Genomic DNA, 23,662 nt, shown 5'->3' with positions numbered 1-23,662 from the left:
CGCAATGCAATTAAGTGACAGCCAATACGATAACGAACTACTGGTGCAAATCGCCAAGGAGTCGCCGACCTTTGCAGCTTTAATGCTCGGGGGATTACAGGAGTTTCAGCGCGACTTTGAAGAGGGTAATCGAGTTGCCATTGACCATGATGCGATCTGGCTTGGGTCATTTGTTGACGGTGTTTATGAACACACTCAAGTACAGCTGGTGATCACCCAGGATGCAGGTAAGCAGGTCGATGAAAACTAAATCTAAACCTAAGCCTAAGCCTAAGCCAAAGCCAAGACGTAAGCGCCTAAGCCACCAGGAGGAGCTGCTGGTGTATGTGATGTTGTGGGTAGCGTCACCACGCACTAGCCAAGAACACAGAAAGGAGCTGGCCACAGACTGGCTTAATAAAAACTGCCCGAACTGGCAGCAGAGTAAGGGAGGGAGTAGCAATGCAAACTAACACACCGGCCAATGTGAAAAGTCACAAGTCCAGACTGATCACCTTGATCAATATCGCCAAGCAGCAGCTGGGCCTAGATGATGATGTTTATCGGCCCATGCTGAAAGCTGCGACGGGTAAAGACTCGTTAAGAGCGATGACCTTAGGTGAGCTGGAACAGGCGCTAGAAGCCTTCAAGCAAAAGGGGTTTAAACCCCGTTTAAACTCGCGTTCGGCAAAAGGCAAAAAGTCGGCTAAACGCCGTTTAAGCCCGGCAGCTGGCAGTGCCAAGGTGGCACAAATCGACAAGATGCGCGCCATCTGGATCACCATGGGTCTGCACATGGTGATACAGGATAACAGCGAGTCGGCGCTCGATGCCTATGTGCGACGCATGACCCACAAGGCCAGCATTCAAGATTGGGGCACGGGAGTCGATACTGCTGCCTGGTTAACAGAACACCAAGCTGAGCGGGTGCTGGAAAGCCTCAAGAACTGGCATAAGCGTGTGTTGATCGAACGCATCATCAGCCGTGGTGAACGGGTGTTCACCAACGACAAGGGCACAGGCCCAGCAGGCTATGATGCAATCGTCGAACAGTATGAAACGCGGGCGCAGAGACAAGGTGAGGGTGTTAATCAATGAAGTTAGGCCGTTGCCATGTTTGCCACAGCACACTGCACCTAGATGCACTAGTACAAGATGAAGCCGCCCGCGAACTGCTGGCACTGCTTACCCCTCTCGATGGTGGTTTAGCCAGAGCGCTGGTCAGTTACATGGGGCTGTTTCGGCCTGAGAAGTCAGACCTAAGCTGGAAGCGGGCGCTCAAGTTAGCCACAGAGGCGTTAGCCTTGACCTCTAACCGTGATTGGTTACGGGCGGCGCTGGAAGATACGGTGCAAAAGCTGCGAGAGGCGCGCCAGACAGGTCAGCGCCGCAGCCTGACCAACCACAACTATCTCAAGAAGGTGCTGCAAGGTATCTCTGATGGCGCGGTTATCGTGGCCCCTCAACCAGTGCAAGGCAAAGCCAAGCCGTCGCTGGAGATTAAGAGTTATAGCCGACCAGAGTCGCTGGCCGAAAGTCAGGCAAGACACCAGAAATTTTTGGATGGTTTTCGAAAGGACAAGCAATGAGCAATCAATCCATAACCCAATCCTTAACCGCTAGCGGCGATCAGCTGGAGCTGCTAGGTGATAACGCTGCAGAACTTGAGCAGGCGCTGGCCACACTGGCGAGCCTGGATGACGATGAGCGCGCCGAATACCTGCGTCGTTGGCCCGCTAATCTGCAGTCATTGTGCGAGGTGATACGCACCGCCCTGGTCAATCGCAAGGTGGACGATGCCGACGTGCTGGCCGAGCTGCTGGCCACCGCTATCGGCAGCTACCTGGGCGGGCGTGACATCTACATCCCCAGTGGCGAACGTCTTAAGGTGGCCCTTAGAGATATTCGCATCTGGCGAGACTTTAAAGGCAATAACCTAGAAGCGCTGAGCCGCATTCATGGCCTGAGCGAACGGCGGATCAGCCAGATAGTGGAGGAACAGCGCCGCGCCTTTCTAGCGCGTCGGCAGCGCGGTCTGTTTTGAGTTTGAGTAATTAGCTGTATGATAGGTGCGCGAGCTTCATCATTAAAAGGAAGTGATATGAAAAAGATCCTTGCGGCCCTGTTTATTTTACTATTGGTCTATGCGTTTGTTCCTGTGACTGTTAAAGGCTCTCTTTATGTTGTCACCAACTCATCGGCGGTTGTTCCTATGCCGATGACTGAGCTGAAAGTCTACCCATTGAAAGCCTTCCGTGCTGCGCTGTATGAGAAGCAAAATTATGTTAACGAGCATTGTGTGGCCCTGCCAGACAAAGCCGAAGTTGAACGGGCCTATCTCCTTAACGGCCCAGACAAAGACAATGCCAAAGAGTCCTATGAGCGCATTGTGGCATGCGAAACCAAGACGTTATTAAACGGCATCGATATACCAGCAATAGAGACGCTAACAACCAGCAAGGAGGGGGAGTTCGCCTTTAAGGTGCCCCGCTTTGACAGTGTTGTGATTATGGGCAGGGCCAAGAGGCAGCTGGCCTTTATCGATGAAAGTTATCAGTGGCTAAAGGTGGTCAACGCTGGCCACGGTATGTCAGCCATTATCGAGATGAATAACACAGATTTGGTCGGGGATCTCGACGTTAGAAACATCCAGCTATAACCCCGTTTTAATCCCGAAACCTTTCCAATCCGACCCAACCCCATAAGCCGAGACAATGACATTACGTTCACTGTCTCGGTTTTTTTATGTCTCATTACGATGATTTACACACGCAAGAGGCTGGCGAAAGCCTAGTTCACCCTGGTTTAGTCGATGCCGTGATTAATCTGCTGATCGACGAAGAAAGCTATAAAGCAAGACCATACCTGTGTAGTGAAGGCTTTCCCACTGTGGGGTATGGCCAGCGAATTGGGCCAAAGAATGCCGACTTGACGCTATACCAATTTAGTCTGCCTAAATCTGTGGCTCACAAATGGCTGGCGTTTAATGTGGCGCTGCTCATTGGTCAGGTCGCGACCCATCCCAAAATAGCAGCTGCCTTTGGCAACTGTAATTTAGCCCGCCAAACCGTACTCATCAGCATGGCCTATCAGATGGGACTCGATGGCCTGGCTCGATTTTCCAATACATTAATCGCCTTGGCCGATGGTCGTTGGGAAGATGCCTGGTTACATGCACTCGATAGTCGCTGGGCAACTCAGACGCCTCAGCGTGCTCAACGACATGCTGACGTACTCGCTCAGGGGCGTTGGTAGTGGCGTTTATCAATCATAGCCAGGTGCGCAGTGCGGTTAATAACTCGCCCATTGCTCCAATTCAGCCTAAGCGCATTCGTAATCGTGTTTACCGCCAGTGTGCCAAGGATGGCTTTAACGACCGTTTAAAAGCCGAGCTGGCGGGGGAGGTGCCCGAGCAGCCAAGGCTCTATAGCCGCCATTCAACCAGACAATACTACTTTAACATCGGCTGGCAGGCCGTTACCGAGATGCACATTCTTCGCGCCAAGCAGCGACAGTCAGCGCAATTAGAGAGAGGAAGACAATCATGAGTTGGTTTGATGATTTCGATCTAGGTAAGACCATCGGTGCTATCGCGCCGCTGGCGGGCAAGATCATTGGCGGCCCCTATGCGGCCTTGGCGATCTCTGCTGTTCAGCTGGCACTGGGTAGCGATGAAACCGAGCCAGAGGAACTGGCCAAGCAGATTAAGAATGCCACACCAGAGCAGCTGATTGCGCTGCGTCAGGTCGATGCAAATCTTAAGGTGCAGCTCAAAGAGTTAGATATCAAAGAGCAAGATCTTGAATATCAAGATAGAGCCAATGCCAGAGATCTGTTTAAACAAAATAGTTGGCCGCAAATCATTCTCTCAGGGCTGTTTGTTATTGGGTACTTTGTGATCACAGGCTTACTGGCTTACTACGCGGTTAATTTTGCAGAAGGTGAGCAAATTAACCCGCTTCTGTTTGGCATGCTAGGTACCGTTATCGGGGTGCTGACCGCCGCGATCCCACAGATCCTCAACTTCTGGTTTGGCTCATCTAAAGGTAGCCAGGATAAAAACCAGATGATGAATCAATTTAAGCAAGGAGCCGCTAAGTGAGCGATATGTTCGACCGTGCCAGTGATTTAGAGCAGCGCTTTCGTGATGACGCGATTGCTAAAGCACGTCAGGAAGTGACAGAGGTACCCGACGAGATTGATGGCGTGCGTTATTGCTTAAGCTGTGGCTGCGACATTTCAACACAACGCCTAGAAGTATTGCCTAATGCGGTGCGCTGCGCTAGCTGCCAAAGCATCAAGGAGCGAAACGGAGGCCGCCATGGCTAATGCATTCGAGTTTATCAACGCCAACTTTAAATGGCTGTCAGCGCTGGCCTATCTGGCGTTTGTCGGCTTGTTCGCCTGGTTCCACATGCGCTTTACCCCACGCAAAGAACACAACCAACTGCATGAGCGGGTGGGTCATTTAGATCAGCAGATGACCCAGGTGAAAGCCGATATGAAGCATCTGCCCACCAAGGAAGAAGTACACCGCCTAGATAAAACCCTAAGCGGCCTAGCTGAGACCATTAACGCCACGCAAGAGGGTATCAGTCGCCTTGAGCGCAAAACGGATCTGCTACTGGAAAACGAATTAAGGAACGACTAATGGCATTACAAGACATCATGAAAGAGCACCAGCGGCTGGTGATTCTGCGCCTGCTGGCAGAGGTGCCAGGCTTCGATTTAAATGAGTCCATCTTGCAAGATGGGCTGATTGCATACGGCCTGGATATCAGCCGTGATGGCCTGCGCACTCAGTTAGCCTGGTTGCAAGAGCAAGGGCTGATTCGCCTTGAAAAGCTGGGCGCTACGCAAAAGGCGGTGCTGACCAGTCGCGGCGAAGATGTGGCAACAGGCCGCGCCGTGGTTCCAGGCATCAAGCGCCCTCGGGCTGGGGAGTAGCTATGGCCGTTAAACCGTTAACCGCCGCACAGAAAACTGCCATCTACCATGTGGCCGTAGCTTTGGTTGTGGGGGATATGGAGCAGAAAGTTATAAAGCCGTCGGCACTCAAGGAGGGTATGCCTTTCAAAGATGGCGACTTCACCAAGGTGTACTTCCGCCAAGACCCCAAGACCGCGCAAGCTGAAAGGGAGCTGAGAAAGGCAATTGCCAAGGCGCAAAATGTTCTAAGTAGGCAACTTGAGCAGAGTTCTGCAAGGGGGAGCCATGACAAGTAAACCAGACACCCCCACCCGTGGCCGTCGCTCTAAGGTCGATCTACTGCCAGATGATATTCGCAAGCGTTTAGATAGCGGTCTGCGTGATGGCTCTATCACTCAGGCCGAACTGCTAGAAGAGGTCAATGCGCTTATTAAAGCTGCTGGGCTACCCGAAGCGCAGCAGCTGTCCCGTGCGGGGATCAACCGTTACGCCACCAAGATGGAAGCCGTGGGCAAGAGCCTGCGCGAGATGCGAGAGATCACCCAGGTGTGGACGGCAGAGCTGGGCGACAAGCCCACCGGCGAAGTGACCAAGCTGATATTAGAGATGGCCCGTTCACAGCTGTTTAAAGCCCTGTTAAACGAGGATGGTGAAGCGGCAGACGTTGGCATGATTAAAGACGCCATGTTAGCGGTGCAGCGTCTGGAGAGTGCGGCCATGGCCAGCCATAAGCGCGAGAAAGAGATCCGCAAACTGTTTGCCGAAGAGGCGGCGAATGCGGCAGAGAAGGTAGCCAAGTCTGCAGGTTTAACCAAAGCAACTGTGGCTCAGCTTAAAAATGAGATCTTGGGGATAGCTTGATGTCTATTAAGACCACGGTTAAATCGGCAGTACTTGGCGTTGCGCTTGCCCTGGGTTCAGGTAGCGGTTTTGATCCTGAATATGAGGCAAGTTGTCTACGCCAGTTTGATCCTAAAGAAGTGCTGCTTGGGTACCAGAAGCGCTGGATAGCCGATGAGTCACCGCTAAAGATCGCCGAAAAGTCACGCCGTACTGGCTTAACCTGGGCCGAAGCTGCCGATGCTTCGTTAACTGCTAGTACCGCCCGTGGTCAGGGTGGTACCAATCACTTCTATGTGGGCAGCAACAAGGAGATGGCGCGTGAGTTTATCGACGCTGCAGCCATGTGGGCTAAGGTATTCGACAAGGCCGCAGGCGACATCCAGGAAGAGGTGTTTGTCGATGATGGCCAAGACGGTAAAGAGATCCTTACCTTCGCCATTTACTTTGCCTCTGGCTTTAAGATCCAGGCGCTTTCATCAAACCCGTCCAATCTGCGGGGTATGCAAGGGAATGTCACCATCGATGAGGCAGCGTTCCATGATCGCTTAGCCGAAGTGCTCAAGGCGGCCTTGGCACTGACCATGTGGGGCGCAAAGGTGCGCCTCATATCTACCCATAACGGCATCGATAACCTATTCAACGAGCTGATTAATGATTCCCGAGCGGGCAAAAAGGACTACTCGATCCATCGCATCACCTTAGATGACGCCTGTGCCGAGGGCTTATACCAGCGTATCTGCCAGGTGCGAGGAATTGAGTGGAGCCAGCAAGCAGAGGACGAGTGGAAGGCGGGCCTGCTCAAAGGCACGGCCACTGAAGAGGATGCCCTGGAAGAATATGGCTGCGTGCCTAAGTCGGGCGGTGGCAGTTACTTAAGCCGCGCCTTAGTAGAATCCCGTATGGCCAGCATTAGCGAAAGTGGCCCTGTTATTCAACTAGCGAAAAAAGATGACTTTGGCCAATGGCCAGAGAACCTACGCGCCGCCGAAATTCTTGAGTGGTGTGAGAAGGAACTTAAGCCGCATTTGGATAGCTTAGACCCAAGCCGCCCCCATGTGTTTGGTGAAGACTTTGCACGCTCTGGTGACTTAACCGTAATCGATGTGGGCGAACTGGCACAAGACCTTCACATCACCACCAAGCTGCAGGTTGAGCTGAAAAATATTCCCTTTAGGCAGCAAGAGCAAATCTTGTTTTACATAGTAGATAGATTGCCAAGGCTACGAGGCGGCGCTATGGATGGCCGAGGCAACGGTCAAGCCCTTGCCGAGTACGCCCAGGACAGATATGGCTCAGAAGTCATTGAGTGCGTCATGCTTTCTGAAAGCTTTTATCGTGAACACATGCCCAGGTTTAAAAGCCACTTTGAAGATGGCTTACTCACTATTCCAAGGGATGATGACACAGGCACAGATTTGCGGGCGCTCACCATCAACAACCGTGGCACCCCATGTTTGCCAGATGTGAGAACAGGCAAAGACAAAGAGCGCCACGGCGATGCAGCGATCAGCTTGTTCCTGATGGTCTATGCCTCAACGCTCGATGGCGCCCCCATCGAATTCACCCCTATTCCTAAAGCGGATCATCGAAATCCTAACGCTAGGGCCATGGCCTATGACGACGATGATTATCAACAAATGCAGCGAGGTTGCTGGTAATGCAAGAGAAACAATCTGTGATAGTCGACGCCAGTGGTCGCCCATTTAAGCAGCGCGACGCCAAGGAATTACAAACCGACGATGTGCGCCTCATCGGCCTACATCGTACCTTTAGCAGCCATCCATCAAGTGGACTAACCCCAGCCAGCGCCGCCGAGATCTTAATCTCGGCAGAGCAAGGTGATCTCATTGCCCAGTGCGAACTGGCCGAAGATATCGAGGAGAAGGATGGCCACCTGTATGCCGAGCTGGATAAGCGGAAGCGCGCCTTGATGGGGGTCGATTATTACCTGGTACCACCAAGCAACCCAAGCGAGCAAGAAAAGGCCGACACCGAATATCTGCAGCAGATGATAGAGGAAGGCAACTGGATAACATCGCTGATTAAGTCGATGGCCGATGCGATCCTAAAGGGCTTTAGCATGCATGAGTTAAAGTGGACTCGTGAGCTGGGTGAGTGGTTTGTTGAGTCGCCAGAGTATCGTGATCCGTCCTGGTTCCAAACCCATTCAGAACGTCGCAATGAGCTGCGCCTGCGTGACGCCAGCCATGAGGGGGCCGAGCTGTGGGCCTTTGGCTGGATTAAGCACTTGCACCCAGCCAAGTCTGGGTACCTGAGCCGCAGCGGTTTGGTGCGCCAGTTGATCTGGCCCTTTATCTTCAAGAATTACAGCGTACGCGATTTGGCCGAGTTCCTAGAGATCTATGGCTTGCCGCTACGCATCGGTCAATATCCAAGCGGCGCCAGTGACGATGAGAAGCGCGCCTTGCTCAATGCGGTGATGAGCATCGGCCATAATGCCGGTGGCATCATGCCTAAAGGCATGGTGATGGATTTTCACAGCGCCGCCCAGGGACAGGCCGACCCGTTCGAGTTGATGATGACTTGGGCGGAGAAGACCATGAGCAAGGTGATCTTGGGCGGCACCCTGACCTCACAGGCCGACGGCAAAAGCTCCACCAATGCGCTGGGTAACGTACACAACGATGTGCGCCAGGAGCTGCGTGACGCCGATTTGGGGCTGCTGGCAGAAACGCTTAGCCGTGATCTTATCTTTCCCCTTTACGCCCTTAACTGTAAGAGCTATCAAAGCCACCGCCGCTATCCGCGCCTGGTGTTTGATACTACAGAGGCGCAAGACCTACGTGATCTGGCGTACCCGCTGCGGGCGTTCGTCAGCATGGGGATGCAGATCCCCCAAGATTGGCTACATGAAAAAACCCGCATCCCTAAGCCTGCCAATGGTGAAGCGGTGTTGAAGATTGTTCAGGACGAACCTAACGCGCAGCAGACTGCGCTGGCGGCGCTTGCTGCCAGAGCGGGGAGCCCAACGCCGTCAACGCCAAGCCAGCAAGCCTTGGATGAGGCAATCGACGCTTTAACCCAGGGCAAGATGAGCGAGCAGTATATGGCTATGGTGGAACCCTTCATCGGCCAACTTAATCAGGAGCCAGAGCAGCTGCGCGCGCAGATGGAGCAAGACTACCCAGGCATGGATAGTGAGCAGCTCACCGAGATGCTGGCACGTTTGATGTTTGTCGCCGAACTGTGGGGCATGGCTAATGCCTAATATACAGGTGCCTAACCAGTCAGGGCAGATTGATCTCAGTATCGCCATCGCCAAAGCCCCAAAGGATGCCGTGGCCTATCTGCGATCGAAAGGCTATGCCATCAGCGACGACTGGCAAGACGTCTGGACACGCGCCCACGCCAAAGCCTTTACTGTGGCCAAGGCGACTGAGATGGATGTGTTGACCGCTATCCGCACAGAGTTAGACGCGGCCATCAGCAAAGGCTTAACCGGCAAGCAGTTTCAGGCAAACCTCACCCCCCAGCTGCAGAAGTTGGGCTGGTGGGGCAAGCAAGAAGTCGATGGCCGTGAGGTGCAGCTGGGCAGTCCATACAGGCTTAACACTATCTACAGTCAGAACCTGCAAACAGCTTACATGGCAGGGCGCTATCGGCGTATGCTGTCGCGCACCAAGACCCATCCCTATTGGCAGTACGTGGCCATCGATGACGGCCAGACGCGGCCCGCCCATGCGCGCTTGCGTGGGCGTGTCTTTCGTTTTGATGATCCCATCTGGGACATCATCTATCCGCCAAACGGCTGGGGCTGTCGCTGTCGTGTCAGGGCGCTCACCGAGGCCCAGGTTAAGGCGATGGGTTTAACTGTGGAGCAGGGCGGGCAGTACATCCATTATTTCGACACCGAGACGGTGGCCAAAGGTACCGGCGAGGTGCTTAGCGTTTCTCACGCCAGAATTGATCTGCCCGATGGCAGTAGCATGAGTCCAGATATCGGCTGGGCCTATAGTCCAGGTGAGGCCGCGTTCGGTACCGATGTCGCCGTGGCCAAGAAGCTGGGGCAGGTGGAAGCTATCGACACCCGCGCCCAGTTTATCCAGGTGCTCAATAATAGCCCGTTAAGGCTGGCACAGTATGAGCAGTGGGCAGATGAGGTGTTGAGCAAAGGTAACGCGGTAACGCGGCCGGGCAATACCCAGCAGGCGCTTGGGTTTATGACGCCTTCAATTCACCAGGCTGTGGCCGCTCGCATAGGCAGAGAGCCTAGCGCCTTGCTCGCTATAGGCGAACAGGCGCTGCTGGCCAAGGGAGAACAGGTGCTAAGTCGTGAACAATACCGCGCCTTGCCGACCATGATGGCAACGCCTGAAGCCGTGCTATGGGACGCATATAACAACACGTTGTTATATGTCTACCCTGATCAAGCCGATGAGGCGGTGAAGGTGGTTATCAACATGACCTGGAACGACAAGTCTGCGGGGGCACTTGGTGCGGCAGTTAAACGGCCATTAACTCAGCTGCAAGACTATGAGCTGCTTGAGGGCCAGCTGACACCTGGTGGTGAAACATGAGCAAGGTAGATATTATCTTCGATTCGCTATCCATGACCCAGGTGATGGGGGAGCTGCTGGATAAGTTTGACGATCTGAGTGAGCCGATGAACGATATCGCTGCTATCTTAGAGTCAGCAACTGAGGGGGCGTTCGAAGCCGAGGCCGACCCTGTAACGGGGCAGCCATGGCCTAGCCTGAGTGATAACTATCTCAAGGCCAACCCTAAACGGGCAGGCGGTAAGATGTTGCAGGCCAGTGCTGGTGGTTTGGCCGCTAGCTATAGTGCCGACAGCGGCGACTTTTGGGCCGAGGTGGGCAGCAACAAGATCTATGCCGCCATCCATCATTTTGGTGGTACCGACGATATGCCAGCTGGCCCAGCGGCTATACCTGCCCGTCCCCACATGGGATTATCATCAGAGGATGAACAGTCGGTGCTGGAGGTCATGGGCAGCTATCTTCTATAACACCCTGCCGTCAATAATTGCCTGAGCGCCTGAGAAGCGTTTTAAGCCGCGCTAATGCAAAGTTGCTACAACGGCTCGTAGTGAAACCAGTTAAACGCTTCAGCAAGGATTTAAACGGGGTTTAAACTGGGTTATGCTGTTGCTACCTATTTGTTTTTCAGGGAGTGACTGATGGATTCGATTGTGTTGGAACTTCAACGTGAGTGTTTGGATGAAAGTGTGCCGTTGAAATCTCTTGCGCGAAAAGCATTGCTTATCATACAGAAGTTAAATTTAAATGAGGCATGGCTTCAGCATGAACTTAATGGCTATAAAGGTGAGCAGCTTCCTGACTATAGAAATCTAGCAGGAATGATTATGGCTAAATTTCCTAGGCAAGGTTACTTACCCATAGAACTTCCGCAAGAGCTAGAAAATGAAATGACCTCTTACCCTATGTCGCTATCTATTGCGGAACTGGAATCAACGCTTTCGTTTGCCGGAGATTCTGCCTACATACCGTTACCCACCGATATGCAAAGAAGCCTAAGAGATCTTTATTCTCATGAGGTTGAATTTCATTTTAGAGTTCCTTTAAGTCGCATTCATGGCTTATTAGATTTGATCAGAAGTCGGATTTTAGATTTTACCGTGCAACTTGAGCGTAAAAATATTTTAGGTTCTGGTATGGCGTTTAACCCTCAAGAAAAACAAAAGGCTCAAACAATGACTATTACTGTGAATGGAAATTTCCAAGGTATTTTGGGGAACGTGAGTCAAAGTGAGGTTACCCAAACATTCAATAACGGTATTCAAGGCGATCTCGAAGCTTTGGTTGAAGCATTAAAACAAAACCATGTTGCTGATGCAGATATCAATGAGTTGAAATCTGCCATCACAATTGATGGCGAGGTCGTTACTAAAACCGATGATTTTGGCCCAGCAGTGACATCTTGGATTAAAGGGATGTTCAATAAAGCTATTGAAGGTAGTTGGCAAGTTGGTATAGCTACTGCTGGAAATGTTTTAGGCACTGCATTGAATGGGTATTATCTTGGATAATTAATCCCGAAACCTTTCCAATCCGTTAGGTAAACCACTTAGGCAAAAATGGGTACTCCAATGTAATTGAGAGTGCCTTTTTTTATGTCTGCTAAATCTAAAACCAAAGCCTTGGCGATTGGCTTTGCCGCCCTAAGCAGTCAGATGACAACCACCACGGCAGCCGCCTTTGTTGTGGCAGAAGATGGTTACATTCAGGCGTTGCCTGATGGCCAGTTTGCCAGTGTTGATGGTCGTCCATCTGATGTGCCAAGCGGCAAATGGTTAATGGATGAGGCCGCCTTTGCGGCCATGCAGGCTAACACCCCTCACAAAGCCGGTGATCTGGTTATCGACTACGAACACCAAACCCTCAATAAAGAGAAGAACGGTCAGCCAGCACCTGCGGCTGGTTGGTTCAACATCGACGATGTGCAGTATCGCAAGGGCGAAGGCTTATTTATTAAGCCGCGCTTTACCGATAACGCTATCGCCTATTTGAGTGCCAGCGAATACAAGTATTTCAGCTTGGTGTTTGGCTACGACAAAACATCTGGGCGCCCTCAATTTATCCACTCAGCCGCGCTTACCAATCGTCCAGGCGTGGATGGCATGTTGCCGCTGGCGCAGCTTGCTGCTGAATCAATTGCAAATTGGACTCAACCTACCCAACCGGAGGAACTCAATGTGAACCCACTATTGAAAAAGCTGCTGGCAGCACTGGGCATCGAGCTTGATGCCGAAGCGACTGAAGTGACAGCAGAGCAAGAGCAAGCGGCGTTAACGGCGCTTGATGAGCTGGGCGTTGCTGCAGCCAGTATCGATGGCCTTAATCAGCGCATCGCCGCCCTGTCTGCAACCCAAGGCACTCAGATTGATCTGAATGAGTACGTGCCAGTGGGTGTTGCTAATGCCCTGCGCGAGCAGCTGGTCGCGCTGACAGCCGAGAACGGCGCGCTAACAGTCGAGCAAACCGTAAAGACGGCTATCGATGAAGGTAAGGCATTTGCCTGCGAGCAGGATTATCTGGTCATGCTTGGCAAGCAGTCTATGGCGGCACTGACCGCTAACCTGGACGCACGCACACCCATTCCGGCGTTGTCGTCTAAGCAAACCACCACTGTGGATAAGCCTGATCCACAACAAAAAGTTGCTGCCCTATCGGCAGATGAAATCAAACTTGCCGATGCCTGGGGTATTTCGCATGACGAATACGCCAAAGCAAAAGCCGCTGACAAGGAGTAACGCCAATGGCTGCTATTAATGCTGCTTCATTACAAGCCCTGCGCACCATGGTGCGTATGGAGTTTCAAAACGCGCTGGCTAACGTAGAGCCTATGTACAACCAGGTCGCCACTGTAGTGCCGAGTAATACCAAGAGCAACACCTATGGCTGGATTGGTTCTATGCCTGCGTTTCGTGAGTGGGTAGGTGATCGCGTGGTCAACTCGATTAAAGAGCATGGCTATTCAATCACTAACCGCACCTTCGAGAACACCATTGGCATCAGCCGTGATGATGTTGAAGACGATACCGTGGGCACCTACAAGCCTATGGTGCAGATGCTGGCGCAGGAGGGGCAAGAGTTCCCAGATGATCTGGTGTTCCAAATGTTAGCCGATGGCTTTACCACCGCTTGTTATGACGGTCAGAACTTCTTTGATACTGACCATCCCGTGAATGCCAAGCATGATGGCAGTGGCGCAGACAGTTCAGTGGCCAACATGGTGGATGAAACTGGCACTGGTTATACCGGCGAGCCATGGTTCCTGCTCGACACCACCCGTCCGCTTAAGCCGCTCATTTTCCAAGAGCGCCGCAAGTTGGATTTGAACACGCTGTTTAATCCAACAGACCCTGCTGTGTGGACTTCGAACGAGTTCCAGTTCGGTGCCGATATGCGCTGCGAAGCGGGTTTTGGATTCTGGCAGATGGCCTTTGGCAACAAGCGTGACCTTAACGCTGACAACTTGTGGGACAGCATCGAGAAGATGCAAGCCTTTACCCGTGATGGTGGCAAGAAGCTCAAGATCCGTCCTAGTTTGCTGGTGGTTCCAGCCAGCTTAGAGAAAGCGGCCACTAAGCTGTTAACCCGTGAGCTGATCGATGAGAACGGCACCACGGTTGAGAACGAGCTGAAGGGCAAGGTCAAGTTGCTGGTGGTACCGCAGCTTTAAGCGAAACCCAACCACCCATTGAAATGAGTTGGCACAAGGATGTGCGCTCTTAACCAAGCTAGGAGAAACAATGAAATGGCTAATTCTGTATCGAAAGTTCAAGTCCTTCTTGTGGTATGTCTGGCGCACGATGGCTACCGCCGTGCGGGGATGGCGCTCAAACGTGGTGAGAACTCCATCCCACTGGATGACTTGTCTGAAGCACAAGTGGCGGCGCTTAAGGCGGATAAACGTCTGCGGGTATCAGAGTCTGAAGTGGCATCAGAGGAGGGGCGTGTGGACGTTCCAGACGGTGATAAGGCACTGAGCTTTTCAGACGCGATCGCCAAGTTAGACCCTGATAATCGCGACCACTTTACTGGGGGAGGCAAGCCACAATGCGCCGCCCTGGAAGCGCTCATGGGTAAAGCCATCAGTGCCAGTGAACGTGATGCCTTGTGGGCTGAGTATCAAGCAACGCTAGATAACCAAGACGATAAAGGCGAATAACCATGGCCCAGGAGATGTACGCCACAACCGCCGCCATGCTGAGTCGCTTTGGCGAGCAAGACTTGATTCTGCTCACCGAACGCGAGGGCAGCACGCCTGGTGAAATCAATCTGCCGGTACTGGAGCAAGCCCTTGCAGATGCCAGTGCCGAGATTGACGGTTACATCATGGGCCGCTACACCCTGCCGCTGGCCTCAGTGCCTACCGTGCTAGAGCGTAACTGCTGTGATATTGCGCGCTACTTCCTTTATGGGGAGCGTGCCCCTGAACAAGTGGAGAAACGCTATCAGGCGGTGGTGAAGTACCTCACGTCCGTTAGTAAAGGCGAGATCAGCTTAGGGCTGGACGAACTCGGGCAAAGTGCAGGCCAGAGCGAGCTGACCGTTAGCATCGAGAGTGCTGGCAGTGTGTTTGGCCGCCAATCATCGAAGGGGTTTGTCTGATGTTTGACATCAAAGATGACTACCTGGTAGCGGCCAAGGCCCTCGAACAGCTGCTTAAGCCGATGGGTGATGCCAAGGTATTAAAAAAGGTATACCAGGCCAATGAGCTGGCCGACATCGATGAACGTAGCCAGGTTACGCCTGCGGCGCATTTGTTGTACTTGGGTGACACCATTCCCGATACCGCCCAAGGTGGTACCACCATGCAGATAAAGCAGACCTGGTTAGTGGTACTGGCTTGTCGCTTATCAATACATGAGAGCGAGGGTGAGCTGGTTGCTAAGGCGCTACGTGCCATTGTCGGTAAAACCGTAACGATCGATGGTCAAGTGTTAGGGCCGTTCCTGCGGGTCAACAGTCCAATCAAAAACCGTTTCAGTAAGAGCCATGGCTATTACCCATTGGCGTTTACTGTGCAATGTCGTTTTAACCCTAACTTATAAAATTGAGGAATTATCTATGAGTGGATTATTCGTTGCTGGCAACTTCTATGTTGACCGTTTAAATGCCCAAGGGCAATCAACAGGCATCATTGGCCCCATTAACACCACTAAATTGGCGTTGAAAGCAGAGGCCGAAGAGAAGGTGCGTAGTAGTAAGAAGAAAGGTAGCTACGGTCAAGCACTAAGTGTGGTGAAGATAGCTAAGCCATGTGAGGTTGAGTGGTCGTTCGATGACCAACCTGCCGAACTGATAGCCATGGCGATGCTGGGTGACACTCAAGTGATCAACAGTGGTAGCGGTACCTTGACTGATGAGGCGGTGACCCTACCAGCTAACCAGAAGTGGGTGCAGTTGCCCAACAGTAACTTTGCCGAGGTAGGTTTCGAAGTAAAGAAAGATGCTGCCACCTTGGTGTTAGGCACTGACTATGAAGTCAACTATGCCCTAGGGCTGGTTCGTTCAGTCAAAGGCGGTGCGGTAGAGGCTGGTGGTGCTGTCACTGTTACAGGTCAGCACAATGCCATTAGCGGTACCTTAGTTAAAGGTGGCATTAACGCCCAGACTCGTGTGCGCTTGTTTGGTGAAGGCACCAACCTGGAAACAGGCAAGCCAATGAAACTGGATATCTTTGATGCCAGCTTATCGCCTACATCAGCAATTGACTTTGCCGCCAGTGAGTTTGTTAGCTCAACCTTGGCTGGCAAGGCACAGCTTGTTGCAGGTAAAGACCATCCCTTTGAGTATGTCGACTTAGACGCGCCAGCGGCTTAACCAGGAACGCATGCAAGTATGGCTAAAGGGCATGCGTTAGCAGCCCTTTAGTTCCCCCTTTCTCATGCTAAAGAATGCCCCATTTAAACCTTGATTAAAGAGAGCACAAATGGCCGATAAAACCTTAGAGTTAGCCTTGCGCATTGTAGCTGAGGCTACAGGCAAGCAGCACATAGAAGCTCTGGTCGATGAGTTAAAACGCATCGGTTTAGAGTCAGACGTGGCTAACCCTAAAGCGGCTAAGCTCGCCAACGAACTCGACGGTCTTGCCAATCAGCAAGACCTTGTTAACAGCTTTAAGCAATCGCGCAACGAACTAGAGCAGCAGGAGCTGGCCGTCACCGCTGCCGCTTTGGCTCTGCAGGATCTGCAAAACCGCGCCCAGCAAACCGACCAGCCTTTTGTGCAGATGGCTCGTTCTATCGATGCCGCCGAGAGAGAGCTGGCATCGATGCGCGAAGACCTGGCCAAACAATCGGCCAGTCACAACAAGCTGCAAAAAGAACTGAACGCATCGGGCATCGATGTCAACAATCTCACCAATGCCCAGCGCAAGCTTGGGGCCGAGCTGGACAGCACTGGGCGTAAGGTCGATAAGTTTGCCAACGATTTAGACAAGGGCGACGCCAAGGCCCGTGAGCAGGCGGCGAGCCTACGCGGGGTGGTCGGCCAAGTCACCGCAATGGCGGCGGCCTATGTGAGCCTTGACCGTGTGGGCCAGGCGATCCGTGATGTGTTTGCCACCGGCGATCAGTTTGAGCGCCTTGGGGTACAGATGCGCGCCCTGATGGGTAGCTTCGAGTCAGGCCAGCAGGCCACCGCCTGGGTGAAAGAGTTTGCCCGAGACGTGCCGCTGCAGCTGACCGAAGTTAACCAGGCATTTGTGAAGGCCAAAGCCTTTGGCCTCGACCCCATGAACGGCACCATGAAGGCTATCGTAGACCAGGCATTTAAGCTTGGCGGCGGGTTCGAGGAAGTCGAGGGGATCACCTTGGCCCTTGGTCAAGCCTGGGCGAAACAGAAGCTACAAGGAGAAGAGATCCTGCAGCTGATCGAGCGCGGTGTGCCTGTGTGGGACATGCTCGCCAAGGTCACTGGCAAGAATACCCAGGAGCTGCAGAAGCTCAGCGAACAAGGCAAGCTGGGCCGCGATGTGATGCAGGCGCTTATCGAGGAGATGGGCAACAGCAGCGCAGGCAGCGCGGCGGCGCAGATGGCTTTGCTGTCAGGCCAGGTGTCAAACCTCAAAGACAACCTCACATCTTTCTATGACCTTGTCGCTACCTCAGGCAGCCTCGAATGGCTTAAGGGCCAGATAAGCGATATCAATGCCGAGTTCGCCGCCATGGCCGCCGATGGCCGTCTGAAGGAGTGGGCACAAAATATCAGCGACACCATAGTCACAGCAGGCGGGGCCATCAAGGATGCCATGGGGCTGCTGTATGACTATCGCCAAGAGATAGGCTTTGTGGCCAAAGCATGGCTGGCACTTAAGGTGGGTAGCTATTTCAGCGAGGTGATCACCGGCGCTAATGCGGCCATTGGCGCGCTAAAACTCTATAGCGGTGCAGTTGCTGGCACAGCAGCTGCGTCAAATACTGCTGCTGCCGCAGCTTGGAAACTCAAGACAGCCTTAGCCGCTGCCGCCCGAGCTGGCTTATACCTGGCATTGATTAGCGAACTGGTAGAGCTGGCCCGAGTCTATCGTGACGTGTTGATCGCCGAAGAGGCGATGACCCGTTCCCAGCGTGAGGCCGTCAACAGCACCAAGCTGCTTGAGTTTTCGCTGCGGGATCTTAGCGAGCAGACTGGTGTCGCCTTCACCACCATGGCCGAATTTAACCAGGCGGTGGATGACGGCAAGCTGATCTATGACGATGCCACCGGCAAATGGATCAATGCTGCCAGGGCCATGGAGCAGGTCAAGCAGGCCGCTGTTGAGGTGGTCGAGCCTATCCAGCTTACCGTAGACGAGGCGCTGAAACTCACGCTAACCCTCAGTGAGCAGACCAAGACCCTCGATGGCCTCAAGGGAGGTATCGGTGGTTTTATCCGTCAAATCGATGCAGCCTTGGTACCACTGAAAGCGGCGGGCAGCGAGTATGCTGCGCACGTTAAGCTGCTCACCACCCTGCGAGAAAAATATCAGGCCCAGCAAGACTACATCGATGCAACAGCCAAAGGGGCTAAGGCGCTCCAGGATGCGTACAAAGAGCTGGGCTTAACCAGTGGCGAGGCGCTGCAGTCAACCGCCACCAAAGCCGAAGCGGCATTCAACCTGATTAAAGATGCACGGGAGCCAATAGAGCAACAGAGAGATGCCTTTATTGCTTGGGCGAAGGCGGCACTAGTGGCTGCTGAAGCGACGGGGCAAACCGTACCAGATACGCTTAAGGCAGAGGCGGCAGCATTAGGTCTGACTCAGCAGCTGGACGATCTGGTTAAGAAGCAATATGGCTATCGTGACAGCGTAAAGAGTGTCTCGCCTGAACAGGCTAAGCTGTCGAGGGAGCTGGAGGAAACCGAAAGGCGCCTACAGAAATGCCGTGATGTTATGGACAGCTCGACGGCATCAAGCAAAGACAAGGCCAAAGCACAGAAAGAGCTGACTGAGCTGCAAACCCAATTGAGTGAACAAACCAAGCAGCTGACCGAAGTTCAGGCGCTTGAGTCTGCTAATTACATTCAATTAAAAGCCAAGTATGACGCTGTATCGAAAGAGCTACTGCGCCTCGATGATGCGTACAAAAACGGTGCGCTGACTGCAGAGGAATACCTAAAGCAAAAAGAACGCATTATCGAAGTCATGCGTATTCTACAGCGCCTCATGGGCGGGCTTGAAGAGGGTGAGCAAGAGACCGATGAGCAGGTAAAAAAGACCACCAAGACGCTGGCTGAGCAGAAGGAGGAGCTGGAGGCGCTTGAGAAAGCGACGGGCCGCGCGACTGAGTATGTGAACCTGTATGCCGGTGCCTATGAGCATTTAAACAAGCAGTTTAACTTCACCGACGACTCCACCGAAAAGCTGCGAGAACGACAAGACCAGCTGACCGCGAGCATCATGCGTAACATGCGCGTGACCAATGGATTCTGGCATGTACTAGCCGAGCTGAGTAACCAGGCGTTTATTCGCGAGAATCGCATCATTAGCGAAACCTTGGCGGTTCGTCGTTGGACTGATGAGCTGGACAGCTCCAGCATTACACTGAGCCGCGTCAATGAGATCGGCAGACTGGCCCAACGTCAGATCCGTGAGCTGGGTGATGAGCAGCTAAAGCCGTTGCAGGCAGCCATCGAGTCAACCCGAAGCCGCATCTTAGACCTGCGTGATGATATCCAGGGAACCGTGCGTGATCTTCAGGACGAACTCGACCAGCTGAACGATAACCAGAGTGCCATCGAGAAACGCCGCTATGGGCAGCAACAGGCTGAGCTAAAGGCCCAGCTTGATGCGGCCAAGGCTGCACAGGACAAAGCGGCGATCACCAGTGCCCAAGAAGCGTTGCGCCTGAGTAAAGAGATCTATCAAACCAAACTCAAGCAGATAGATGCTGAGGCTCAGGAACGCAGACAACAAGAGCAAGCTGCTAGCCAAGAACCGTCACCGACCACTTACCAGGCTTCGATACCAACCGGTAGCCCAAGCCGCCAAATTACCCAAGTCACCACTGGCCGCACAGATACTGTGCGCCTGGAACTGGTAATGCCATCGGGCAACGTGATTCAGGCCGATGTGTTAGAGGACTTTAAGCAGCGACTATTTGATGAACTAGAGAGTATCAGGGCGACATCATGATCACATTAGACACCATAGCGCTACCTCAATTTGTCTGGCTCAACCGCTTTGGCTATTCAGCGCATGTTAGTCGCACCGAGTTTGCCTTAGACGGGGCAATGCATACCGAGGTGGCCACTAAGCAAGCGGGCCGCCCAATCGTGCTATTTAGCGATGGTGAAGAGTTGAGCCTGTTTGAAAGCATAGCGGCCCATGCCGCCGCGAACGCCGCTGCCAGCTTTACCCTGGACATCAATGGCGAGGAGATGACTGTGATGTGGGACTACAGCGCCCAGCCTATCACCGGCAGCCCCAGCATCAACTACAGCGACTATGACCCCGATGAGATCGAGGCCATTACCCTGCGATTAATTACTGTTTAAAGCCGATTTAATTAGTGAGAGTAAGATGACTATTACCCGCGACGATTTAAAAGTATTCAAGCCCGAACAGCTTGGCGATGCAGCCAGTGCTGGCGGCCAGCGCACTAAAAACCCTGTGATATCGGGTGAGCTTAACCAGTTGTTTAAGGCGATCTCTGATATCGATCATGCGGTGAGTGCTGTGGATATCGTGAAGTGTTTCCCCGCCCTCGATACAACTGGCACTGAAACCCTGTTAGATGGGCACATCTTCATTAGTCAGCCACCCACCGACCCGCTGGTGAGCTGGGTGATCGCCGAGTCATCAGGTCTCGATGATGAGTCGCGCATGATAGATATGATTGATCTGCTTGAGTCCAGTGTCAGGGCAGGTCAGTTGATCCGCGATGGACTTATCGGCCTGCTCGCTGGTCAGGATTCATTTCCTCGGCCCTACCTGCAGTCGCGTTATCGTTTCAATGATAAGGACTACTGGAACAACGTCACACTGCAGCAAGGCCAGGTGATCTGTATTTCCGTGGAATACCCAGGCAACGAAGATGCAAACTATCCGCGCTTTGAGCATTTCTGCGAAGTGCAGCATACGGTCACCGGCGGCGTTAATGGACAGGTGAGTTTTAACCCGCCGATCCCCTACGACACCCCAGATGCCGATGTGATCATCAATGGTGAGTCGGGCTGTACTAAGCTGCGCTACACCTCAGCCAATCCCGATATTAAGTATCACGGCGTTACCACGCTTAGCGCCGAGAACAACAGCACCTTACTGCAGGTTGCCAGCACCGAAACCGAGCTATTACCTAAGGTGCGCCAGGTGGCCGTCAGCTCAGGCAATAGCATCACGCTAGACAATAGTAGCGACGTGGCCAGTGGCTTGGTATATGAAACCATCAGCCGTGCAGGTGATGGTGGTACCACCTATATCTATTCGGTGCCATCTATCATGAATGACGCCTATTTTGACGATAATGGCCTGCCTAATATTAAGGTGATTGGCGCTTACCCTCACCAGGCATCAGTTAGCGTGACGGGCAGCAGCGTCACTGTGACTTACGCTAATGCCATGCACCCATCACAAACGATAGGCATCAGCTTCTTGTCATCCCTGCGTTATAGCCTATATAACAGCGCTGACAGCTTGCCAGCAGGCAAGAGGCTGGTGACAGGCTCAGTATTTGCCACGGCGACATTTAATGACAGCAACTATGGCACCTCAGAGCTGACAGAGTATGAAGGGGGATTGCTCAAAGAGTCTAACGGTTATACCTTGGCCACCATCGACTATCTCACCGGCACAGTGACACCTGCCGAGGATGGCCGAGGGGCGTTCACGCTGGTTTATGATGCGGTGATCGAGGACAGCAACATCAGCAATAATTCGGTGAGTTTCCCGCTGGCTCAATCGGCCCCGATCTTAGAGACATTCTATGTGGTGGTATCGGCTACCGATGACACCTTGATGAGTGCCAGCAGTGATGTCAGTGGTGTGATTAGCGGCTCAGGTGTCACCGGCAGTATAGTCAATGGCCTAGTCTCGCTGGACTTTACCAAGGCGGTTGACTTGACCAGTCTGAGATACGATATCTCAGAGACAGTGACACTTAACCCACCGCCTGCGCTATACGGCCTCAATCCGCTGCGCCTAACCAATGGCGGCGTGGTGCCGATGTTTACCGAATGGACGCCTATCACCATCGAGCATACTCAGGTGCAGGCAGTGTCTAACCCTGCGGTAAACGACACCTATAACGTGCGAACCACGGCAAGGTTTGTCGATATTACCGATGCTACCGGCGCCAGCCTGTGGACACCAACGGATGACCACTACAGCCATGATGTTGCCACCGGCGTCATTACCCTTAAATCGGATTTCGCAGGCTTCACGGCGCCGTTCTTCCTCAGCGATAGCATAGGCGAAGAGGCATTAGTGACCGAGGTCGGCAATGGTACGCTGCAGCTCGCCGCCGAACTGCAAAGCACCTACCCAGTAGGATCGGTTGTCGCCAGTGTGCAGAACCTGGGTAACCTGCAGGCTCGGGTTGGTCAGGTGCGTGATATGACCTCATGGGATGACAATTGGGATCAGGACGGCACTAACACCACCGGCAGCCTGAATGTTGTCGATTGGCCCATCGAGGTACAAAACAACACCGCCATTAATGAGGAGTGGGTGTTGATCTTCACCAGCGCTACAGCGTTTCGCTGCGTCGGTCGCCGCCTGGGGCAAATCGCGCTTGGTGACACATTAAATGACTTTGCGCCAATCAACCCGCTGACACAGGCCCCGTATTTCATTATTCGTCAACAAGCCTTTGGTGGCGGCTGGGCGGCTGGCGAGGCCGTTCGCTTTGAAACCTTTGCCGCCGCAAAGCCAGCTATGCTGCTGCGCACGGTTGCCAGTGGTCACAGTCAAATCACCACCGACAGGGCGATCCTGGCGTTCCGTGGTAACGAATCTTAATTTTAGCAGGAGAGAAATAGCATGGGTTTACCAGTAACAGTTTATTCGTCGCAAGATGCGGGGGCACCACAAATAGTCGATGCTAAACCGTCTGAGGTGATCGAGGTATTGCGTAAGTGTCTTGTCGATGGATACGGTAGTAAAGCCCCTCTCGGCTGGACTGTAGCGTTTGAAGATGCTGCCAGTTTTAAGATTGTATTCAGGAACTCACCAACTGAAGGTTCAGGTGGGTACTGTCAGATTATGTCAAAGGATGACACGGATAATGCCAACACCGACTTTAGAGTTAACTGCGGGTCAGGTGCGAGTGATGTAAATACACTCATTAACCCTTGCGGGTATCGACAATACGCGATGTACAGTCCGTATGTTGGTAATGCGGCGAACCCAGCTAATTGGGAGGTGATTGGCACTAGTCGCGGGTTCTGGTTATTCATATACGGCGTTTATGGTACGTACGATAAATACTATATGAGCGCAACAGCGATGCAGTATCAGCATAATGTATGGGTTGGAGATTTAGATACAGTCAACCCTAATGATACAGGTGCATTTGTCACTCTATCCTCAATAAAAGTGCTCGGTGACACCGCTAGTGTCAGCTATAGCCAAAAAGTGGGTGGTAATTCCGTCTGGTTCACGAATATGTATTCTTCTGATGCGTCATCAGGCAGCATGATGTATTACAGTACAAACTCACTGATTAGATTTTTATGTAGTGGTCAACTAAAATTGGCCACGGTTTTGTATTCAAGCCAGTATCTTCGCTCTGACTCATTGGGTGTCAGCCCACCGTTATATTGATGTGGTCTCAGCTGACTGTAATACCCCGTCACATATCGTGAAATTTCACTCTTAGCCTCACCGATATCCCGATAGCCGGTCATCGGTATCCATTCTGTTTTTAAGCTTCTAAAGAAGCGCTCCATCGGGCTGTTGTCCCAGCAGTTTCCTCGTCGAC

General features: G+C 52.7%; 29 protein-coding genes. 28 read left to right on the top strand and 1 reads right to left on the bottom strand.

Annotation, left to right across the window (positions count from 1 at the left end; translation table 11 throughout):
* The first annotated feature begins 4 nt into the window (after positions 1 to 4).
* The 28 genes from L1D47_RS12585 to L1D47_RS12450 all read left to right on the top strand — a co-directional run bounded on the left by L1D47_RS12585 (position 5) and on the right by L1D47_RS12450 (position 22,701).
* Positions 5 to 250, top strand: coding sequence for a hypothetical protein (locus tag L1D47_RS12585; RefSeq protein ID WP_239885278.1), 246 nt, complete (start codon positions 5 to 7; stop codon positions 248 to 250).
* Positions 240 to 452 (top strand): hypothetical protein, encoded by a 213-nt coding sequence (locus L1D47_RS12580; protein ID WP_239885276.1) that lies wholly within the window; start codon positions 240 to 242, stop codon positions 450 to 452. The genes L1D47_RS12585 and L1D47_RS12580 overlap by 11 nt, the downstream gene beginning before the upstream one ends.
* The gene (locus L1D47_RS12575) at positions 442 to 1,077 is read left to right on the top strand and encodes a regulatory protein GemA (protein WP_239885273.1); all 636 of its coding nucleotides are present in this window, start codon (positions 442 to 444) and stop codon (positions 1,075 to 1,077) included. The genes L1D47_RS12580 and L1D47_RS12575 overlap by 11 nt, the downstream gene beginning before the upstream one ends.
* On the top strand, positions 1,074 to 1,568 hold the full coding sequence (locus L1D47_RS12570; protein WP_239885270.1) for a hypothetical protein: 495 nt from the start codon (positions 1,074 to 1,076) through the stop codon (positions 1,566 to 1,568). The genes L1D47_RS12575 and L1D47_RS12570 overlap by 4 nt, the downstream gene beginning before the upstream one ends.
* Entirely contained in the window at positions 1,565 to 2,023 is a 459-nt protein-coding gene (locus L1D47_RS12565) for a Mor transcription activator family protein (RefSeq protein ID WP_239885268.1), read from the top strand. Before L1D47_RS12570 ends, L1D47_RS12565 begins: the two co-directional genes overlap by 4 nt.
* Positions 2,024 to 2,080: 57 nt before the next feature.
* Positions 2,081 to 2,638, top strand: a complete 558-nt coding sequence (locus L1D47_RS12560; RefSeq protein WP_239885266.1) for a hypothetical protein — start codon at positions 2,081 to 2,083, stop codon at positions 2,636 to 2,638.
* Positions 2,639 to 2,724: 86 nt separating this feature from the next.
* A complete protein-coding gene (locus L1D47_RS12555; RefSeq protein WP_239885264.1) occupies positions 2,725 to 3,234 on the top strand; it encodes a glycoside hydrolase family protein in 510 nt (169 codons plus the stop codon).
* Positions 3,234 to 3,527 carry a hypothetical protein gene (locus L1D47_RS12550; protein ID WP_239885261.1) on the top strand — a complete coding sequence of 98 codons (294 nt, stop codon included), beginning with the start codon at positions 3,234 to 3,236 and terminating at the stop codon, positions 3,525 to 3,527. The genes L1D47_RS12555 and L1D47_RS12550 overlap by 1 nt, the downstream gene beginning before the upstream one ends.
* Positions 3,524 to 4,081, top strand: coding sequence for a hypothetical protein (locus L1D47_RS12545; protein WP_239885259.1), 558 nt, complete (start codon positions 3,524 to 3,526; stop codon positions 4,079 to 4,081). Before L1D47_RS12550 ends, L1D47_RS12545 begins: the two co-directional genes overlap by 4 nt.
* A gap of 5 nt (positions 4,082 to 4,086) precedes the next feature.
* Positions 4,087 to 4,308 carry a TraR/DksA C4-type zinc finger protein gene (locus L1D47_RS12540; protein ID WP_239885304.1) on the top strand — a complete coding sequence of 74 codons (222 nt, stop codon included), beginning with the start codon at positions 4,087 to 4,089 and terminating at the stop codon, positions 4,306 to 4,308.
* The gene (locus L1D47_RS12535; RefSeq protein ID WP_239885257.1) at positions 4,301 to 4,630 is read left to right on the top strand and encodes a DUF2730 family protein; all 330 of its coding nucleotides are present in this window, start codon (positions 4,301 to 4,303) and stop codon (positions 4,628 to 4,630) included. The genes L1D47_RS12540 and L1D47_RS12535 overlap by 8 nt, the downstream gene beginning before the upstream one ends.
* The gene (locus tag L1D47_RS12530; protein ID WP_239885255.1) at positions 4,630 to 4,926 is read left to right on the top strand and encodes an ArsR family transcriptional regulator; all 297 of its coding nucleotides are present in this window, start codon (positions 4,630 to 4,632) and stop codon (positions 4,924 to 4,926) included. The genes L1D47_RS12535 and L1D47_RS12530 overlap by 1 nt, the downstream gene beginning before the upstream one ends.
* Before the next feature lie 2 nt (positions 4,927 to 4,928).
* Positions 4,929 to 5,204, top strand: a complete 276-nt coding sequence (locus L1D47_RS12525; protein ID WP_239885252.1) for a hypothetical protein — start codon at positions 4,929 to 4,931, stop codon at positions 5,202 to 5,204.
* Positions 5,194 to 5,769, top strand: a complete 576-nt coding sequence (locus L1D47_RS12520; protein WP_239885250.1) for a DUF3486 family protein — start codon at positions 5,194 to 5,196, stop codon at positions 5,767 to 5,769. Before L1D47_RS12525 ends, L1D47_RS12520 begins: the two co-directional genes overlap by 11 nt.
* Entirely contained in the window at positions 5,769 to 7,409 is a 1,641-nt protein-coding gene (locus L1D47_RS12515) for a hypothetical protein (RefSeq protein ID WP_239885248.1), read from the top strand. The genes L1D47_RS12520 and L1D47_RS12515 overlap by 1 nt, the downstream gene beginning before the upstream one ends.
* Entirely contained in the window at positions 7,409 to 8,980 is a 1,572-nt protein-coding gene (locus tag L1D47_RS12510) for a DUF935 domain-containing protein (protein WP_239885246.1), read from the top strand. The genes L1D47_RS12515 and L1D47_RS12510 overlap by 1 nt, the downstream gene beginning before the upstream one ends.
* Positions 8,973 to 10,289: a phage minor head protein gene (locus L1D47_RS12505; RefSeq protein WP_239885244.1), complete on the top strand. Its 1,317-nt coding sequence runs from the start codon at positions 8,973 to 8,975 to the stop codon at positions 10,287 to 10,289. Before L1D47_RS12510 ends, L1D47_RS12505 begins: the two co-directional genes overlap by 8 nt.
* On the top strand, positions 10,286 to 10,738 hold the full coding sequence (locus tag L1D47_RS12500) for a phage virion morphogenesis protein (protein ID WP_239885241.1): 453 nt from the start codon (positions 10,286 to 10,288) through the stop codon (positions 10,736 to 10,738). The genes L1D47_RS12505 and L1D47_RS12500 overlap by 4 nt, the downstream gene beginning before the upstream one ends.
* 171 nt (positions 10,739 to 10,909) lie before the next feature.
* Complete coding sequence (locus L1D47_RS12495; RefSeq protein ID WP_239885239.1) at positions 10,910 to 11,779, top strand: hypothetical protein; 870 nt, start codon at positions 10,910 to 10,912, stop codon at positions 11,777 to 11,779.
* A gap of 84 nt (positions 11,780 to 11,863) precedes the next feature.
* Positions 11,864 to 13,003: a phage protease gene (locus L1D47_RS12490; protein ID WP_239885238.1), complete on the top strand. Its 1,140-nt coding sequence runs from the start codon at positions 11,864 to 11,866 to the stop codon at positions 13,001 to 13,003.
* A gap of 5 nt (positions 13,004 to 13,008) precedes the next feature.
* A complete protein-coding gene (locus tag L1D47_RS12485) occupies positions 13,009 to 13,935 on the top strand; it encodes a Mu-like prophage major head subunit gpT family protein (protein WP_239885236.1) in 927 nt (308 codons plus the stop codon).
* Positions 13,936 to 14,010: 75 nt separating this feature from the next.
* The gene (locus L1D47_RS12480; protein WP_239885234.1) at positions 14,011 to 14,424 is read left to right on the top strand and encodes an HI1506-related protein; all 414 of its coding nucleotides are present in this window, start codon (positions 14,011 to 14,013) and stop codon (positions 14,422 to 14,424) included.
* 2 nt (positions 14,425 to 14,426) lie between these two features.
* Positions 14,427 to 14,867: a DUF1320 domain-containing protein gene (locus tag L1D47_RS12475; protein WP_239885232.1), complete on the top strand. Its 441-nt coding sequence runs from the start codon at positions 14,427 to 14,429 to the stop codon at positions 14,865 to 14,867.
* Positions 14,867 to 15,310, top strand: coding sequence for a hypothetical protein (locus L1D47_RS12470; RefSeq protein ID WP_239885230.1), 444 nt, complete (start codon positions 14,867 to 14,869; stop codon positions 15,308 to 15,310). The genes L1D47_RS12475 and L1D47_RS12470 overlap by 1 nt, the downstream gene beginning before the upstream one ends.
* 16 nt (positions 15,311 to 15,326) lie before the next feature.
* Entirely contained in the window at positions 15,327 to 16,082 is a 756-nt protein-coding gene (locus L1D47_RS12465) for a hypothetical protein (protein ID WP_239885228.1), read from the top strand.
* Positions 16,083 to 16,191: 109 nt separating this feature from the next.
* Positions 16,192 to 19,878 (top strand): tape measure protein, encoded by a 3,687-nt coding sequence (locus tag L1D47_RS12460; protein WP_239885226.1) that lies wholly within the window; start codon positions 16,192 to 16,194, stop codon positions 19,876 to 19,878.
* On the top strand, positions 19,875 to 20,240 hold the full coding sequence (locus tag L1D47_RS12455) for a hypothetical protein (RefSeq protein ID WP_239885224.1): 366 nt from the start codon (positions 19,875 to 19,877) through the stop codon (positions 20,238 to 20,240). The genes L1D47_RS12460 and L1D47_RS12455 overlap by 4 nt, the downstream gene beginning before the upstream one ends.
* Positions 20,241 to 20,265: 25 nt before the next feature.
* Positions 20,266 to 22,701 (top strand): hypothetical protein, encoded by a 2,436-nt coding sequence (locus L1D47_RS12450; protein ID WP_239885222.1) that lies wholly within the window; start codon positions 20,266 to 20,268, stop codon positions 22,699 to 22,701.
* 722 nt (positions 22,702 to 23,423) lie between these two features.
* Here L1D47_RS12450 and L1D47_RS12445 read toward each other — a convergent pair.
* Positions 23,424 to 23,662 (bottom strand): integrase core domain-containing protein (locus L1D47_RS12445; protein ID WP_239884257.1); only part of this gene is annotated, 239 nt, incomplete at its 5' end.

This window comes from Shewanella sp. Isolate7 (assembly GCF_022398425.1).
Classification (GTDB): domain Bacteria; phylum Pseudomonadota; class Gammaproteobacteria; order Enterobacterales; family Shewanellaceae; genus Shewanella.
Note: the sequence above shows the minus strand (reverse complement) of the source record. Positions and strands in the feature narration are given on the sequence as shown.